The 15,039-nt window shown below is 62.5% G+C and carries 15 protein-coding genes and 1 pseudogene; 4 read left to right on the forward strand and 12 right to left on the reverse strand.

What is annotated here, in order from left to right; all coding sequences use genetic code 11:
• Window positions 1-28 precede the first annotated feature (28 nt).
• On the reverse strand, window positions 29-1,129 hold the full coding sequence (gene ald, locus ACVZUB_RS04205; protein WP_063315017.1) for an alanine dehydrogenase: 1,101 nt from the start codon (window positions 1,127-1,129) through the stop codon (window positions 29-31).
• 109 nt (window positions 1,130-1,238) lie between these two features.
• Between ald and ACVZUB_RS04210 the strand changes: the two genes are divergently transcribed.
• Window positions 1,239-1,760, forward strand: a complete 522-nt coding sequence (locus ACVZUB_RS04210; RefSeq protein WP_058227650.1) for an Lrp/AsnC family transcriptional regulator — start codon at window positions 1,239-1,241, stop codon at window positions 1,758-1,760.
• A 7-nt stretch (window positions 1,761-1,767) separates the two neighbouring features.
• Here the strand turns inward: ACVZUB_RS04210 and ACVZUB_RS04215 are convergent, their stop codons facing one another.
• The 3 genes and pseudogenes from ACVZUB_RS04215 to ACVZUB_RS04225 form a co-directional block, all read right to left on the reverse strand.
• The gene (locus tag ACVZUB_RS04215; protein WP_063315016.1) at window positions 1,768-2,832 is read right to left on the reverse strand and encodes a maleylacetate reductase; all 1,065 of its coding nucleotides are present in this window, start codon (window positions 2,830-2,832) and stop codon (window positions 1,768-1,770) included.
• Window position 2,833: 1 nt separating this feature from the next.
• Entirely contained in the window at window positions 2,834-3,622 is a 789-nt protein-coding gene (locus ACVZUB_RS04220) for a pirin family protein (RefSeq protein ID WP_054188065.1), read from the reverse strand.
• 37 nt (window positions 3,623-3,659) lie between these two features.
• Window positions 3,660-4,156 (reverse strand): annotated as a pseudogene (locus ACVZUB_RS04225) (VOC family protein).
• A 111-nt stretch (window positions 4,157-4,267) separates the two neighbouring features.
• On the opposite strand from ACVZUB_RS04225, the gene ACVZUB_RS04230 reads away from it, so the two are divergent.
• On the forward strand, window positions 4,268-4,738 hold the full coding sequence (locus tag ACVZUB_RS04230; protein ID WP_063315015.1) for a MarR family winged helix-turn-helix transcriptional regulator: 471 nt from the start codon (window positions 4,268-4,270) through the stop codon (window positions 4,736-4,738).
• Between the two features lie 62 nt (window positions 4,739-4,800).
• The gene (locus tag ACVZUB_RS04235; protein ID WP_031332850.1) at window positions 4,801-5,619 is read left to right on the forward strand and encodes an HAD family hydrolase; all 819 of its coding nucleotides are present in this window, start codon (window positions 4,801-4,803) and stop codon (window positions 5,617-5,619) included.
• 1 nt (window position 5,620) lies between these two features.
• Here ACVZUB_RS04235 and ACVZUB_RS04240 read toward each other — a convergent pair whose 3' ends face one another.
• The 3 genes from ACVZUB_RS04240 to ACVZUB_RS04250 form a co-directional block, all read right to left on the reverse strand.
• On the reverse strand, window positions 5,621-6,508 hold the full coding sequence (locus tag ACVZUB_RS04240) for an alpha/beta fold hydrolase (RefSeq protein ID WP_007734173.1): 888 nt from the start codon (window positions 6,506-6,508) through the stop codon (window positions 5,621-5,623).
• A 225-nt stretch (window positions 6,509-6,733) separates the two neighbouring features.
• Window positions 6,734-7,399, reverse strand: coding sequence for a hypothetical protein (locus tag ACVZUB_RS04245; protein ID WP_482628165.1), 666 nt, complete (start codon window positions 7,397-7,399; stop codon window positions 6,734-6,736).
• A gap of 122 nt (window positions 7,400-7,521) precedes the next feature.
• A complete protein-coding gene (locus ACVZUB_RS04250) occupies window positions 7,522-8,286 on the reverse strand; it encodes an SDR family NAD(P)-dependent oxidoreductase (protein ID WP_042449451.1) in 765 nt (254 codons plus the stop codon).
• A 194-nt stretch (window positions 8,287-8,480) separates the two neighbouring features.
• Between ACVZUB_RS04250 and ACVZUB_RS04255 the strand changes: the two genes are divergently transcribed.
• A complete protein-coding gene (locus ACVZUB_RS04255; protein ID WP_003945836.1) occupies window positions 8,481-9,350 on the forward strand; it encodes a hypothetical protein in 870 nt (289 codons plus the stop codon).
• A 70-nt stretch (window positions 9,351-9,420) separates the two neighbouring features.
• On the opposite strand, the gene ACVZUB_RS04260 is transcribed toward ACVZUB_RS04255, so the two are convergent.
• From ACVZUB_RS04260 to ACVZUB_RS04280, 5 genes are read right to left on the reverse strand one after another with little or no spacing between them, the layout of a single operon-like run.
• A complete protein-coding gene (locus ACVZUB_RS04260) occupies window positions 9,421-10,473 on the reverse strand; it encodes an acyl-CoA dehydrogenase family protein (RefSeq protein ID WP_021332412.1) in 1,053 nt (350 codons plus the stop codon).
• A complete protein-coding gene (locus ACVZUB_RS04265) occupies window positions 10,470-11,435 on the reverse strand; it encodes an acyl-CoA dehydrogenase family protein (protein WP_007734178.1) in 966 nt (321 codons plus the stop codon). Before ACVZUB_RS04265 ends, ACVZUB_RS04260 begins: the two co-directional genes overlap by 4 nt.
• The gene (locus ACVZUB_RS04270; RefSeq protein ID WP_007734181.1) at window positions 11,432-12,592 is read right to left on the reverse strand and encodes an acyl-CoA dehydrogenase family protein; all 1,161 of its coding nucleotides are present in this window, start codon (window positions 12,590-12,592) and stop codon (window positions 11,432-11,434) included. Before ACVZUB_RS04270 ends, ACVZUB_RS04265 begins: the two co-directional genes overlap by 4 nt.
• On the reverse strand, window positions 12,592-13,464 hold the full coding sequence (locus ACVZUB_RS04275) for an enoyl-CoA hydratase (protein ID WP_007734183.1): 873 nt from the start codon (window positions 13,462-13,464) through the stop codon (window positions 12,592-12,594). The genes ACVZUB_RS04270 and ACVZUB_RS04275 overlap by 1 nt, the downstream gene beginning before the upstream one ends.
• Window positions 13,461-15,002 (reverse strand): FadD3 family acyl-CoA ligase, encoded by a 1,542-nt coding sequence (locus tag ACVZUB_RS04280; RefSeq protein ID WP_007734186.1) that lies wholly within the window; start codon window positions 15,000-15,002, stop codon window positions 13,461-13,463. Before ACVZUB_RS04280 ends, ACVZUB_RS04275 begins: the two co-directional genes overlap by 4 nt.
• Between the last annotated feature and the right edge of the window lie 37 nt (window positions 15,003-15,039).

Raw genomic sequence — 15,039 nt, forward strand, 5'->3', positions numbered from 1 at the left:
GTCCTTGCCTGGGTCAGAGCTGCCTGGGTCAGAGAGTGGTAGCCGAGTACCCATGCGCCGCTGCAACACTGTCGGACAGGAGCAGGCCGTTGTGTGTGCTCAGACCTGACCCCAGGCCGGGAACTGTCGCGACCGCGTCCTTCCACCCCTTGTCGGCCAAGGCGACGACGTACGGAAGCGTCGCGTTGGTGAGTGCGTAGGTGGACGTACGGGGGACCGCTCCGGGCATGTTCGCAACGCCGTAGAAGACCGAACCGTGAACCTGGTACGTCGGATCGGCGTGCGTGGTCGCGTGTGAATCCTCGAAGCAGCCGCCCTGGTCGATGGCGATGTCGACCAGGACAGAACCCGGCTTCATACGCGCCACCAGGCTGTTGGAGACGAGAGTCGGCGCCTTCGCCCCGGGGACCAGCACTGCGCCGATGACCAGGTCGGCGTCGAGTACTGCCTGTTCGAGTTCGAGGCTGTTGGACGTGATGGTCTTGACCTGGCCGTGGTACAGCTCGTCGATTTCCCGCAGGCGCGCGATCGACAGGTCGAGAACGGTGACGTCGGCTTGCATGCCGTAGGCCACGGCGATGGCGTTCTTGCCGGAGACTCCCGCACCGATCACCACGACCTTGGCGGGGCGCACTCCGGGGACGCCGCCCATCAGAACTCCGCGTCCGCCGCCGTGACGCATCAAGTGATAGGCGCCCGCCTGCGGTGCCAGGCGTCCGGCTACTTCACTCATCGGGGCGAGGAGGGGCAGTGAACCGTCGGAACCGACAACTGTTTCGTAGGCGATGGAGGTGGTCTTCGACGTCAGGAGCGCGTCGGTGCATTCCTTCGACGCCGCCAGGTGCAGGTAGGTGAAGAGAACCTGATCCTTACGAAGTCGCGAATACTCCTCTGCAATAGGTTCTTTGACCTTCAGGAGTAGATCTGCGTCCGTCCAGACCTGATCGGCAGATCCGAGGATCTGCGCGCCCGCGGCCTTGAAATCCTCGTCACTGAACGAGGAGCCGACGCCTGCACCCGTTTCGATGACGACTTCGTGTCCTCGGCCGACCAGTTCGTGGACGCCTGCTGGGCTGATGGCCACGCGGTACTCGTGGTTTTTGATCTCGCGGGGGATTCCGACCTTCATGACACGGCTCCGAACTGAGTCTGTTGTTTCTTCGAATGGCAGGTGCCAAGCATGAAGTTTCGTCGCCAGATAGTGAAGAGAAGTGAAGATAATTCTCTACGCTGTATGTATGGTGCGTGAAAGTTCAAAAATCGGTATTCAGACGGCTGCCTCGCCGAAGCATGTTCGGGCAGCAATGAAGTTGGACGAGATCGACCGGGTTCTGCTCGAAGAGCTGGCGAAGGATGCGAGGATTCCGAACAATGCGCTGGCCGCGATCGCGGGAATTGCGCCGTCGACATGCCTCGGACGTGTGCGCGCCTTGGTGGACAACGGCGTGATCAGGGGATTCCATGCGGACATCGACCCCGCCGCTCTCGGAATGGATCTGCAGGCGATGATCGCAGTTCGACTGCAGGCCAACGCACGGTCGCACCTCAGCCGGCTCGGCGACGATTTCGCCAAGCTGGACTCGGTGCTCAACGTGTACTTCGTTGCCGGTGTCGACGACTACATGCTGCACGTCGCAACGACGGATTCGGCGCAGTTGCGTGACTTCGTTGTCAACAATCTCTCGGCGCATCCGGCGGTTGCTGCGACCGAGACGATTCTGATCTTCGAACATGTCAGGCCGCGAGGCGGTACTGCCTGATTCGTTCTCACCTGATGGCGGGTCGACGCCCGGACCAGGCGTTCTCGAGGAGTTCGCTCAGGCCTGCCGGGGTGATCTCACGCGGGTTCGGATAAGCGGCGGCGTTCGCGAGTTCGACTGCACGGCCGATCTGATCGTGACTCATTCCCACCTCTCGCAGAGAGGTCGGTCCGCCGCACGAGGTGACGAGGTCGAAAACGCCGGTGGCGGCGTCGGATACACCCAAGGCAGTCGCTATTCGAGACATGACTTCCGGGACGCCAGGCGCGTTGAACGCCATTGCCTGGGGAAGGACAACGGTGTGGGTGGGAGCATGCGGCAAACCGAAGCTGCCACCGAGGGTGTGGCACAACTTGTGATGAAGCCCCATACCGACCGTGCCCAAGCAGGTTCCGGCCAACCAGGCTGCTTGCAGTAGTTCGGCCCTACCTTCCAGATTTTTCGGATCATCGACAATGCTCGGCAGCGCACGGGCGATCCCGGAGATCGCCTCGATCGCCATCAAGTCCGTGATCGGGTTGGACTCGGTGGAGTACAACGCTTCAACCGCATGCGCCATCGCGTTGACGGCGCTGGTGACGGTGGTATCCAGCGGCAGATCGAGAGTGAGGTCGACGTCGTAGATGACGGTTTCCGGTCGGATGTGGGGAGAGGAGCGAGTTGTCTTGCGTCCGTTCTCTGTTTCACCCAACACCGGAGTGACTTCTGATCCCGCGTACGTTGTCGGAACGACGATCTGATCGAACCCCGCTCGTAGTGCCAATGCCTTGGACAACCCGGTTGCCGAACCACCGCCGATCGCGACGACCGTGTCGACGTGATGGTTCTCGGCAAGTCTCAGCGCGGCTGTCGTGACTTCGATCGGAGTATGCATCAAAGCGCCGTCGAAGCGGGCCACCGCCATGTCGCCGAGAGATTCGGTCACGGCGGCGGCAACCGCGTCGAGTCGACGACTTGCCAGCACCATCACTCGGCTACGGCCGAGCCGCCGCACTTCTTCGGCGATCGTATCGATCATCCCTTGGCCGAAGACAATTCGAGCCGGTGAAGCGTCGTACGAGAAGGGCTTCATGTCATCCCTGCGAAACGGTGGCGTGCATTTCCCAGACGATGACCTCTGCCCCGGTATCGGAGCTGATCTGCTGACCTCCGCCGCCGGACACGCGTACCGCGTCACCTTGTTCGAGCACTCCGACGCCTTCCATGGCGGCCTGACCGTCGGCGACAAAAACGTGCAGGAACGGTGCGTCGGGCAGGGTCACGGGCTGTCCGGGTTGCAGACGCGCAACGTGCATCGCGGCGTACTTGTTCTTGATCCGGATTGCCGAGTGATCGGCGTACGCGTCCATGCCGGAGGCGACGGGAACCAGTCCACCGGCAAGCAATTCGGCGTCGATCTCCAACTGCTCGTAGCCGGGGGTGATTCCGGCTTCGTCGGGGATGACCCACATCTGGATGAAGTGAACCGGGTCGCTGTGCTTGTCGGAATGCGCACCCGCCACGTCACCGAGTCGCCACGAATCGTTCTTCTCCGAATGCAGGATGCCCGTTCCGGCGCTCATCCGCTGGGCTAGACCGGGGTAGATGACACCCGAATGACCCATCGAATCCTGATGTACGAGAGAACCTCTCAGTACCCAGGTGACGATCTCCATGTCCTGGTGGGGATGGGTGTCGAATCCCATTCCCGGCGTGACGATGTCGTCGTTGTTCACCAGAAGAAGACCGTGGTGAGTGTTCTTCGGGTCGTAGTGATTGCTGAACGAGAACGAGTGCTTCGAGTCCAGCCAGCCGGCATTGGACTTGAAACGATCCCCGGATCGACGGATATCGAGGTTCGGCTGCGACAGAGTGGAGGTCATGGTGTGCCTTCCGAATGGTATGGGGGAGAGCAAGTTTTCAGAGGACGTGATTGCCGTACATCTCGCCGAGAGGGTCGGCGATCAGCTCGAGTCGAGCGCCGTCGGGATCGCGGAAGTACAACGAGACCTCGCTGTGCTCGATCAGTTCGACGCCGGCCTCGGTCAGTTGGGTGCGCAGCTTCGCCCACTTGGCAGGTTCGACGCTGATCGCGATGTGGTGGAGGCCGCCGAGTACTTCTTGGTACGGGCCCACGTCGAGACCGGGAAGTCGAAGAAGGCCAGAAGGTTGCCATTGCCGATGTCGAAGAAGAAGTGCGACGACCCGGGATAGTCACGGTTCTCGATCAACTCGGTGAGTGGGAATCCGAGGAGATCCTGGTAGAACTTCACGGTTCGTTCGACGTCACTGCTGATCAGGGCCGTATGGTGCAGGCCGCGTGCGGTCGATGCGGGTCGTTTGTCGGCGGGGAGCAGATGTCGATCCCTGATCTCGGCCCGGCGTTCCTCGAACTGCACTGCGTTGTTGTCGCTCATGGCGCCCGCCTCCCGGTTGAATCTTCACTTCGAACAAGTAGTTGACTGATCAACTACATCGAGAATAGCTCATTTGATTTTGTTGTCAACTACTTCGGATATGCTGGCGTTATGGAATCAGTGCGGTGGTTGACCGACTCGGAGCAATCGGCCTGGCGGGCGTATCTGGACTCGACGCGACTGCTGCAGCGTGTGCTCGATCAGCAGTTGGTGCGAGACTCCGACATTTCCTTCACCGATTTCGAACTGCTGGTCGCTCTCGCCGAAGCGCCCGGCCGGCAACTGCGCATGAGTGAGCTCGCCGACGCTGTGATGGCTACCCGAAGTGGTGTGACCAGGGCCGTAAATCGATTGGTCGGTGCCGGGTGGGTGCGCCGGGTCGAGTGTGTCGACGACAAGAGGGGCGCTAATGCGGAGCTGACCGACTCGGGTGCCGAGAAATTGGCGTCGGCAAGCCCGGCGCACGTGGCCGCTGTACGGGAGAGCATGTTCGACCTGCTGAGCCCGCGAGATGTCGAGCGGCTGGGTGTGGTCTTCGGTGAGATGCGTCGGCACCTTCTCGAGGCCCAAGCAAGTAATTGACAGAGCAACGGCCCATGTCACGTAGTTGGTGAGGGCTGCGAACGGACTGCCATCATTGTCTGGTGACCCGTATTCGTATGTTCGCAACCGACCTCGACGGCACCCTGCTGCGCTCCGACCGAACGATTTCGGCGCGCACCGCGCAGGCCATGGAGAACGCGCGGCTCGCGGGGATCGAAGTTGTGTGGGCGACGGCCCGGGCCAGGCATTCGGTACACACGTTGGCGAGCTCGTGCGGATTTCGCGGTAAAGCTGTGTGTGCCAACGGAGCTGTCATTCTCGACCTGGCGGACGGGACTCCGGAGATCGTCGACACCGTTTCGATCGAAACATCTTTGGCTGCAACAGCTATGGAGCAGGTTCGTGCTCTGATTCCTGGCGTCGTGTTCGCGAACGTCGGACCCACGCAGTTCTTTGCCGAGCCGGAGTATGCCGCTCTGTGCGAGTTCGCGGACCATCACCGGCACCTGCACGAGATGGTGCTCGCCGATACGCTGCCGCTGGACGTGGAGCCGATGGTCAAGATCGTGGCCCGGCATGCCGAGGTTCCCAGCGCCGACCTGTACCGAACTGCGGTCGCTGCGGGCATCGAGGGTGTGGAGTTGACCCACTCCGGCGCCCCGTACATGGAAATGGCTGCAGCGGGCGTCTCGAAGGCCAGCGCTCTCGCGCAGTTGTGCGCGATCGACGGCATCGACGCGTCAGAAGTGGCCGCAGCCGGTGACGCCTTCAACGACGTTGCGATGCTGACCTGGGCCGGAACAGCTCTGGCGCCGGCCAACGCCAGAACCGAGGTCATCGAGCTCGCCGACCGAATTTTGCCCACGAACGACGAGGACGGCGTGGCGAGCTACCTCGAAGAGTTGGTTGCGGGGCGCTAGTTCAGCTGCTGACGGCCTTGGGTCCGGTGCCGATACCGACTCCGCAGTCCGTCATGAATTCGGAGAAGACACGGTCGAAGCGATCCGGGTAGTCAAGGTGCGGGAAATGTCCGGCGCGCTTGAAGATCTCCACCCGCCCCAGCGGTAGTTCGGCGCGAGCGTTCTCGGTGTGGGCGTTGGGGATGATGGTGTCTTCCTCACCCCATACCAGTAGTGCCTGCAGATTCTTGAAGTTGGCGAAATGCGGAGTGGCATTGACGGTTTGACCGTTGTAATTGATGACCGATCGTGCCGTCGCCAGAAATGCCTGACGCGTCGACGCGTCCGATACCGAAGCAAAGCTCTTACGGGCCTCACTCGCGCTGGCACCGAGCTTGAACAGGCCGATCTTGTTGAAAAGTCCGAGCGCTTTGTCTGTCACGTCGGTCAGCGTCCGGGACGCGAGGACGGGAAGTACCAGTTCGCTGCCGGGCAGAGTTGCTGCGCGCAGGAGTGGGCTCACCTCGGGGCCGAGTCCGCCGCTGGCTACCAGGCACAGCCGCTCCACACGCTCGGGGAAGAGATACAGCGTCTGCATCGCGATCCCACCACCGAGGGAGTGGCCGACGAGGGTGGCCGACGGAATGTCGAGGGCCTCGAGGAGGTCACGCACAGTGGCGGCGTGAGCGCTGAGTGAGTAGTCGCCGGCAGGCTTGTCCGACGCACCGTGTCCGAAGAGGTCAGGAGCGATGACACGGTAGTGGCGCGAGAGTGTCTCGATCTGCGGCTCCCAATTGGAGTGCGCGCCCAGTAGGCCGTGAATGAGCACCACAACGGGGCCACTGCCTTGGTCGACGTATTTGAGCTGGTCGCCGTGCAATACAACCGTCTGCAATTGGTCGGTTGCCATGATTGAACCTTTCGGAGCCGCCAGTGTCTGTGGCTGCTCGCGTGTTGTCGGACCGCACCCGCCCCGACGCGGATCCACGGGTATTTGTGACCGGGAGTAACCCCAGTTCCCTCAGTATGCCCACCGAGGGGCCCGATGTCGTCGCCATCGGGCGTGTTGTGACGAACCGTGAGCCGTCGGCTGAGGGGAGACGTACAACTCACCGCCGCGTGTCGGCGCCGCTGATCAGGCGAAATCGACCAGTTTGCCGAAAGTGAGGTTGATGTCCCACGGTGTGACGCCCCACGTCTCGATCGCTGATACCGCGAAGATTCCGGCAGCCTCGATGGTGTCCTGTGAGGCTGGTGCCGAAACGGAAACGCCGGTTTGTCCGCTCGGAACCTCCGGCCAGACGCCGGTTCCGGCGGGCGCGGGGGTGGCCTCCATGACCGCGTTGGCCAGTCCCGATTCGTCGACGATCGTGAAGAGGCAGTTCGGCTCGTGCGGAGAATCCCACCCGCCGAGTTCCGCGAGCCAGAATTCGCCACGTCCAGCAGCGGAGATCGCGATCGACGCGAGTACCGATTCGAGATCTTCCCAAGCGTCGGACGTCGGGGCCGACGCCTCGGTGAGCTTGAACGGTGCGGCAAGTGCAGTGCTGTCAGGGGAAGCGAAGCGCGGCTGCACAGTGAGGGCCTGGGTCTGGGTATCCAGAAACGCAATTTCTCGGAACTTGTTGTCCGGCAGGGTCGTACGGGCTACGAGACCGCGTCCCAACAGTGCGCCGAGCGCCGCGGGATCGTCGACGCTCCACAAGCGGGTCTCGTCCTCGGACCAGGTGCGGATCTTTCCGCCGACGACGGGACTGATCAGCACGGGCTCGAGGTTCGTAGTGCCTGTTGACTCGCTCACCGCTGGCTCCCCACCGCACGTCGTACCGCCGGACCGGTTCCGGACGACGAGATAAGTATGCCGCCTCGCTGCTGTGCGCCTTTATTAACCGCCGGGGGTTAATAAAGGCGCACAGCAAGTGGTCACATATGCGTGCCGCCGTCGATGCGGATTTCCGTTCCGGTGACAAACGAGCCGTCTTCGGAAGCGAGCATCGCGATCACGCCGGCGACGGCGGACGGGGGCGCGAAACCCTCACCGATTGCCGGGGCCAGCTTGCCGAGCAGCGTGAAGTCGATGTCGGCCGGGAAGCCGGGATCGGAGGTCATGCCCGAAGCGATGCTGCCGGGTGCGACGGCCACGGCGCGAAGGCCCTGCTTGCTGTACTCGAGTGCAAGTGCGTGCGTGAAGGATTGGATTCCACCCTTCGACGCCGCATATGCCGTCATGTACGGGTGGGCGAAGGTCGCCGATGTGGAACTGAAGTTGACCACGACGCCTGCTCCGCTTTCGAGCAGTGCCGGCAGGGACTCCCTCGTCATGAGGAATGTTCCGGTGAGGTTGACCCCGATGACGGTGTTCCAGAAATCGAGTGTCATCTCGTGGGTGTGCGCGGAGCGCAGAATGCCCGCCGCATTGACCAGCACGTCGAGCCCGCCCAGAGCCTTGATCGCAGCGCCGACCTGTTCGCGAACAGACTCTTCGCTGGAGATGTCGACCTTCACCGTGGTCAGGCGATCGGAGTGTCCTGCGTCCTTCGCGGTGTTCAGCGTCTGTTCGAGGCCGGTCTCGGAAATGTCGGCGGCGACGACGGTGCCACCTTCTGCCAGGATGCGGGCAACGGTGGCCTGGCCGATTCCGGATCCTGCGCCGCTGATGAGGACGCGCTTGTCGTCGAATCGATTCACGAGAAAACTCCGGTCTGTGGGATGGACAGCTGTCTGGTGACCGATTCTGCGCTACCGGAGGGTGCGAGACAGCGGAATGTTCCGCTCAGTGGGTGACTGCTACTTGCAACTGGCTTACGCAGGCGCAGCTGGTCGAATACATTCAGACCGGTCGCAATAGGTCGGCCCATTGAACGCGAGAATCGGGGAAAAAAGTGTCGCTTCCGCAGTTGACTTTGGACGAGGCTCTTCTGCTCGAATTGCTTTCTTCAAACGGAGATACCCTTGGTAACGGCAAGCTCAGGCAGAAGGCAAGTTTCGGCAAAGAGCGGTATCGAACTGCTGCAAATTCTTTGGTGGCCAAGAACCTGGTCCGTAAAGCAGGCGGCCGGGGTGGAAGCGTGGTTCGGGAATCTTCTACGAGAGACCAGGACGACGACGAGTCAGTTACGACGCTGACGGTGCCGTTCAGGGTCCGGGAATTAAACCTCTACGCACCGATGGTCGATGTGCTGCGGGAGCTTCCACTCCGCAAATCCGGCGTGGCGCCACTGACGGTCGACGACGTCGCTAATCAAGGTAAGCGAAGCACCGGTGGTACGTGGTCACGCTCAGATCTTGTGACAATCTCGGTACGTAGATTCGACTACGTACCTGGAATCTTTCTGGAGGCCACAACCGTTGAGGTGAAGCCTTTCGATCAAGTCAATGTCACAGCGGTGTACGAAGCGCTTGCGCATCGTCGGGCCTCGACGCACGCTGTTGTCGCGTTCCATATCCCTACGTATCTCACGGATGCACTCAAGAGACCGCTTCGAGAAGTTCGCACAGTTGCCAGTTCTCACGGAATTGGGGTCGTCACCTTCGCGGATCCTGGGGATAAAGCGACTTGGCGAGTGCGTGAAGAAGCTGAACGGTTCGAACCGGATCCGGTGAGACTTAACAAGCTGATAGAAAAGCAGCTTTCGGCCAGCTCACGGGAACGGATAGCAATCGAACTGAGGCGGAACATGCAGTTTCAGGAAATCTCACCATCAGGACTGTCAATACCCGAGAACGGGTTAGTCGCTCCTGCAGAGAGCTGAAGTCTGGTTCAGACCGAACGAGACGGTGCTTGTTCGCTCGCAATCCCGAGCGAACAAGCACCGACGTCTCCTAGAGGCCCGCTGCCTGCGCGAGGCTCGGCAGGTAGGTGCTCGGCTGACCGAAAAGCTGAGCGCTGCCGTGTGCGCGCTTGAAGTACAGCTGAGCGTCGTGCTCCCAGGTGATTGCGATTCCGCCGTGCAACTGAACCGCTTCGGAGGTGATCTGCTGCAAGGCTTCCGAGCAGTAGACCTTCGCCACTGCCGCGTCGTCCGCCGACTGCGTCGCCACGGCGGCGTACGTCATCGACCGCGCCGTCTCGACCAACGTGTACATGTCGGCCATCCGATGCTTGAGGGCCTGGAAAGAACCGATCGCGCGACCGAACTGCTTGCGCGACTTGGTGTATTCCACAGTCTGTTCGACGATCGCTGCGGCCGCTCCCACCTGTTCAGCAGACAAGGCGATCAGAACGACGGTTCGGATCCGATCGACCAGATCTTCGGACCACTCCAGTGGCCGACCACGAACACCGGAGAACGTGACCTCCGCCAGCGTTCGCGTCGGATCCATGGTGGGGACGCGTCGGCGGGAGACGCCTTCGGCCGCTGGATCCACTTCGTAGAACCCGTCGGCCGTGAGAACGAGCAGGGTGTCTGCGACGTGTCCGTCGAGGACGTACGACGCCGTGCCGGTCAACGCGTCTTCGGTTGCCTCGACGCCGAAGGTGCTCCAACCCGCGGCACCTGCCCAGCACAGGGCCAGCGTGCTCTCGCCGGACGCGACACCGGGCAGCAGTCGTGAGCATGCGTCGTCGTCACCGGAAAGCAGCAGTGCCTGTGCGGCAAGAATCGCCGAACCCAGCATCGGTGACGGGGTCAGCGTGCGGCCCAATTCCTCCTGGACCACGTGTACTTCGCCCAAACCTGCTCCGACGCCGTCGAACTCCTCCGGAATCGCCAACGCGGCGACGCCGATCTGCTCGCACAGCTTGCTCCACAAAGCGGCGTCGTAGCCGATCTCTGTGGTGATGGCGGCGCGGACGGCAGCGGAGTCGGAATGCTTGCTCAGGAGATCGCGTACCGATGCGCGCAATGCTGCCTGGTCTTCGGTGTCGATGCTCATGATGCAACCAGCGCTTCGACGACGCGTGCGCGATGCTCGGACGGTGTGCCCCACGCGGTGAGCAGCGCCCGTACCTTGGTGAGCCACAAGGAGAGATCGTGTTCCATCGTGTAGCCGATGGCGCCGTGAACCTGGAGTCCGACGCGAGCGGCCTTGTACGCAGCATCCCCGCACGCGACCTTGGCCGCAGAGATGTCACGCGAGGCGTCGGCCGACTGATCGCGAACCGACAGTGCGGCGCCGTGCAGCAGGGGGCGAGCCATCTCGAGGGAGACGGCAACCTCGGCCAGGTGGTGCTTCATGGCCTGGAACTGTCCGATGACCTTGCCGAACTGCTTGCGCTGCTTCGCGTATTCGGTGGTGACCTCGAGCAGTGTCTGTCCCAGGCCCTGCAACTGCGCGGCAGTGGCAAGAGCGCCCATGTCGAAGGCGGCCGAGAAGTCGGCGGAGCCCAGTGATTCGCCGGCGGAAACCTCGTAGAGCTTGCGGGAGAGATCCACTGATGCCTTGGCTTCGCCAGGGACGCCGAGTGATACGGCACCGTCCTGCGCTAGCAGAACCAGATCCACCGCATCGGCGTCGAGCGCGAACGGTGTGCGCGGGGGAGCTGCGACGGTTGCCAGCGAACCCTCGGCGAGAGCAGAGAGACGTTCCGGTGCAACGGAAGCCAGGAGCGTCGGCGCCACGGCGATCGTTTCGACGACCGGTCCGGGTACTGCGTGCCGACCGAGCTGTTCGAGCGCAACGACCAGGTCGACGGCGTCGGCGCCGAGTCCGTCGTGCTCTTCGGAGATGACGAGACCGTTGACGCCGGTCTCGGCGAGGCGCTGCCAGAGCTTCTTGCCCGGCTCGGTGTCACCGTCGTTCCACGAACGGATGACGGCGGGCATGTCGGACTTGGTCAGCAGCGCATCGATGCTTGCAGCGAAGTCCTGGTGGGAGGAGTCGAGCGCGAATCTCATCGGTCCGCCTTCGGTAGGCCGAGCAGACGCTCAGCGATGACGTTTTTCTGAATCTCGTTGGTGCCTGCGTAGATCGGGCCGGACAGGGAGAACAGGTATCCGTCCATCCAGTTGTCGGCCAACTCGGCTTCAGGGCCCTGAAGTTCGAGAGCAGTCTCGTGGGTGGCGATATCCCACTCGGACCAGAAGACCTTGTTGATCGAGGACTCGGCGCCGAGCTGTCCACCGTCGGCCAGACGGGTGACGGTGCCGAATGTGTTGAGTTGGTAAGCGCGAGCGCCGATCCAGGCGTCGGCGACCTGGTTGCGCAAAGCGCTGTCGTCGGTGCGTCCGCTGGACTTGTACAGCTCGAGCAGGCGGTCGACGGTGGCGAGAAAGCGGCCGGGGCTGCGCAGCGAGAGACCACGCTCGTTGCTCGCGGTGCTCATCGCGACCCGCCAACCTTCGTTGACGTTTCCGATCACACCCGACTCACCTGGGTTGGCCGGGTCGTCCGGAACGAAGACGTCTTCGAGGAAGATCTCGGCGAAGCCGGGCTCACCGTCGAGCTGATCGATCGGGCGAACGGTGACACCCTTCGACCGGAGGTCGAACATGAAATACGTGATGCCCTTGTGGCGCTGCGCATCCGGATCGGAGCGGAACAAGCCGAAGCCCCAGTCGGCGTAACTCGCGCGTGAGCTCCACGTCTTCTGCCCGTTGAGCAGCCAGCCGCCGTCGACCTTCTTCGCACTCGAACGCAGGCTAGCGAGGTCGGAACCGGATTCGGGCTCGGACCAGGCCTGGGCCCAGATGTCGTCGGCACGAGCCATGCGTGGCATGATGCGAGCCAACTGCTCGGCATTTGCATGCTCGAACAGTGTGGGAGCCAACAAGAAGATGCCGTTCTGGCTGACGCGGCCGGGCGCCCCCGAGCGGTAGTACTCCTCCTCGAAGATGACCCATTCGAGCAGGGATGCATCGCGTCCGCCGAGTTCCTTGGGCCAGGAGACGACGGCGTAGCCGGCGTCGGCGAGAGTGTGCTCCCACTGACGGTGCTCTTCGAAGCCTTCGGCGGTATCCATCGACTTCAGGGGAGTTGCGGGCACATTCGCTTCCAGGAACGAGCGAACCTCGTCACGGAATGCGGTTGTGGCGTCGTCGAATACGAGATCCACTAGTTTGTTCCTTCCTGCGGTGCGCGAGCACTGGCAGCCATAGCTTTGGCGTCGAGTCCACCAAGCGAGTCTTTGCCGACTTCGGCGTTGTGAGCGTGAGCGAAGTGATGCAGACCGAAGACGGAGTCGATGCCGTTGCGCATCCCCATCTGATCCTCGCACTGATTGACGGCCTTCTTGGTCAAAGCCAGTCCGAAGCGCGGCATCTCGGCGATACGTCCGGCGAGCTCGAACGTCTCCTTCTCGAGATGCTTGCGGGCGACGACGCGGTTCACCATGCCGATTTCGTATGCACGTTGCGCGGTGAACCTATCGCCGGTGAAGAGCATTTCCTTGGCGAATCGTGAACCGACCATCCACGGGTGCGCGAAGTATTCGACGCCGGGGATGCCCATGCGGACAACGGGATCGGAGAAGAAGGCGTCGTCGGCCGCGACGATCATGTCGCAGACCCAGGCGAGCATGAGCCCGCCGGCAATGCAGGCGCCTTGCACCATCGCGATGGTGGGCTTGGGGATCTCCCGCCAACGGCGGCACATGCCCAGGTAGACCTCCATCTCGCGGGCGAAACGCTGGTCACCGCCTGGCTTGTCGACGTGATCCCACCACATGGTGGCCTTGTTCTCGTACTCGACGTGATGGTCGCGTCCCGGAGTTCCCAGGTCGTGACCGGCACTGAAGTGAGGTCCGTTGCCTGCCAGGACGATCACCTTCACCTCGTCGTCTTCGACGGCGCGCTGGAATGCCGCGTCGAGGGCGTACGTGACCACCGAGTTCTGGGCGTTGCGGTAGTCGGGTCGATTCAAGGTCACGACGGCGACCGAGTCACGAACCTCGTAGGTCACGACGTCGGCTTCGAAGGGAACGGTCATGATTGTTCCTCGCGCAGAACCGTTTTGAGGACCTTGCCCGAAGGGTTACGGGGCAGGTGATCGACGAAGCGCACCTCGCGGGGCACCTTGAAGCCTGCGATCTTCTCCTTGAGGAAGGCGATTACCGACTCTTCGGTGAGGCCGGCACCGTCGAGTTGGGCGATGTAGACGCGGCCCACCTCTCCCATCCGGTGATCGGGGATGCCGATGGCAGCAGACTCGTGGACGCCGGGCAGGCGAGCCAACATGCCCTCGATCTCGGCGGGGTAGACGTTGAATCCGCCGCTGACGTACATGTCTTTCAGACGGTCGGTGATGTCGAGATATCCGCGCTCGTCGAGGGTTCCGACGTCTCCGGTGTGCAGCCAGCCGTCGGCGTCGATTGCCTTGGCGGTGGATTCGGGGTCGTCGAGGTATCCGAGCATGACGTTCGGTCCACGAAGCAGGATCTCACCCTGGTCGCCGATCTTGACCTCGAAATCGGCTGTCGCGCGGCCGGAACTGGTGGAGACGGTGACCGGGTCGTCGTCGGTGCGGCACATGGTCGCAACCACTGCCTCGGTCAAACCGTATGCCGTGAGGACGGCGTCGAAAAGCTCTGCTTGCATGCGCTCGACGAGAGCAACCGGCACGGGTGCTGCGCCCGTGATCGCGATGCGGAGCGAGGACAGGTCGTATTCGCTGCGGCGGGGATGATCGAGGATGGTCTGGTAGATCGTCGGGGCGCCGGGCAGGATGCTGATCTTCTCGCTGCTGACCAATGCGAGGGTGTCGTCGATGTTGAAGACGGACACCGGCACGATCGTCGCACCGTTCAACAGGCAGACCAGGATTCCGGCCTTGTACCCGAAGGTGTGGAAGAACGGGCTGATGATGAGGAAGTTGTCGTCGGCGGTGACCTCGGCGCATTCACCCCACGACTTGGCGACAGCGATGGACTGACGATGCGCGGTGATCGCGCCCTTGCTGCGCCCCGTGGTGCCGGAGGTGAAGAGGATGTCGCTGACGTCGTCTGGCTGCACCTTCGCAGCACGCGCGTCGGCTTCGGTGCGGGCGGCGTCGGTGGCGAGCGCGAGGAAGTCCTCGAACTCGATGACGCCGTCACGGTCGTCGTCCCCGTCGATCGGTACCTGGATGACGGTGGGGATCCTCAGGTCCGGATTGGCGTCGAGCAACTGCTGGTACCGATCGGCCTTGAGGAACGTGCCGACGACCACCAGGGCAGCTGCGTCGACGCGCTCGATGATGTCGAGTGCTTCGGTGCCGGTGTAGCGCGTGTTGATCGGGATGATGGCTGCGCCGGCGTACTGAGCGCCGAGCAGGGCGATCACCCAGTGGTACGTGTTGGGCGCCCAGATGACGACGCGGTCGCCTGCCTTTACCCCACGGTTGATCAGTGCGCCGGCGAAATCGCGGACGCGCTGATGCAGCTGTGCGAAGGTCAGTCGGGTGTCGCCATCGGCGATAGCCGCGCGCTCACCGAACTCCTCGGCGGCCCGGATGAGGGCTGATGGGATGGTTCTCGGTTGTTCGGTCACTGGACTCCTACCTGACACGCTACCTAGCAAGTGCTTG

It is taken from the genome of Rhodococcus sp. OS5, from assembly GCF_056837585.1.

Bases quoted from the DNA above. Each gene is read 5' to 3' on its own strand.
- ald (WP_063315017.1), bottom strand. From the start codon at position 1,129: ATGAAGGTCGGAATCCCCCGCGAGATCAAAAACCACGAGTACCGCGTG.
- ACVZUB_RS04210 (WP_058227650.1), top strand. From the start codon at position 1,239: ATGGTGCGTGAAAGTTCAAAAATCGGTATTCAGACGGCTGCCTCGCCG.
- ACVZUB_RS04215 (WP_063315016.1), bottom strand. From the start codon at position 2,832: ATGAAGCCCTTCTCGTACGACGCTTCACCGGCTCGAATTGTCTTCGGC.
- ACVZUB_RS04220 (WP_054188065.1), bottom strand. From the start codon at position 3,622: ATGACCTCCACTCTGTCGCAGCCGAACCTCGATATCCGTCGATCCGGG.
- ACVZUB_RS04230 (WP_063315015.1), top strand. From the start codon at position 4,268: ATGGAATCAGTGCGGTGGTTGACCGACTCGGAGCAATCGGCCTGGCGG.
- ACVZUB_RS04240 (WP_007734173.1), bottom strand. From the start codon at position 6,508: ATGGCAACCGACCAATTGCAGACGGTTGTATTGCACGGCGACCAGCTC.
- ACVZUB_RS04260 (WP_021332412.1), bottom strand. From the start codon at position 10,473: ATGAGCATCGACACCGAAGACCAGGCAGCATTGCGCGCATCGGTACGC.
- ACVZUB_RS04265 (WP_007734178.1), bottom strand. From the start codon at position 11,435: ATGAGATTCGCGCTCGACTCCTCCCACCAGGACTTCGCTGCAAGCATC.
- ACVZUB_RS04275 (WP_007734183.1), bottom strand. From the start codon at position 13,464: ATGACCGTTCCCTTCGAAGCCGACGTCGTGACCTACGAGGTTCGTGAC.